This window comes from Oleiphilus sp. HI0079 (genome assembly GCF_001635105.1).
Genome location: NZ_LWFT01000966.1, coordinates 1 through 984 on the forward strand (window position 1 = coordinate 1; position 984 = coordinate 984).

Sequence of the window (984 nt, forward strand, 5' to 3'; positions counted from 1 at the left end):
TATCATAGATGAGCACACGGGTCGAACGATGGCGGGTCGTCGCTGGGGCGAGGGTTTGCATCAGGCAATTGAGGCGAAAGAAGGGTTAGCTATCCAGGCTGAGAGTCAGACTCTTGCATCAACTACGTTCCAGAATTTCTTCCGCCTTTACCAAAAGCTGGCTGGTATGACCGGAACGGCGGATACCGAAGCCTATGAGTTTAATCAAATCTACGGTCTGGATGTTGTCGTTATTCCAACCAACAAGCCAGTTGCGCGTATTGATCATAATGACCTTGTTTATCTTACTCAGGAAGAAAAATTTCAAGCGATCATCGATGAGGTAAAAGAGGTCGTTGCAGCGAAACGCCCAGTCCTTGTTGGTACCGCAAGTATCGAGTCCTCTGAATATCTGTCTGCACTCCTCAAGAAAGCAGGTATTAAGCATAGCGTTCTAAATGCTAAGCAGCATGCGCAGGAAGCTCAAATCATTGCTCAGGCAGGTATGCCTGGCACAGTCACTATTGCGACGAACATGGCGGGGCGTGGAACAGATATCGTGCTTGGCGGTAATTGGGAGGCGGAAGTCAAGGCGCTGAAAGATCCAAACGAAGCAAAAGTAGCGGAGATCAAAATCGCATGGCAAGAGCGTAACCAAGCGGTTAAAGAGGCTGGAGGTCTTCATATCCTTGGTACGGAACGCCACGAATCTCGTCGAATAGATAACCAGTTGCGAGGGCGGTCTGGTCGACAAGGCGACCCGGGTAGTACGCGGTTCTTCTTGTCACTCGAAGACAGCCTAATGCGTTTATTTGCCTCTGACCGGGTACGAAACATCATGCAAGCGCTTGGAATGGATAAAGGTGAAGCCATTGAGCACAAGATGGTGAGTAACGCGATAGAGAAGGCACAGCGAAAGGTCGAGGGGCGTAACTTTGATATCCGAAAGGCCTTGCTTGAATACGATGATGTAGCAAATGACCAACGTACTGTCGTATATGAGCA

At 49.3% G+C, this 984-nt stretch carries 1 pseudogene; it reads left to right on the plus strand.

The features are described 5' to 3' along the window. Positions 1-984, plus strand: a pseudogene (gene secA / locus A3750_RS17745) (preprotein translocase subunit SecA); the annotation flags it as partial.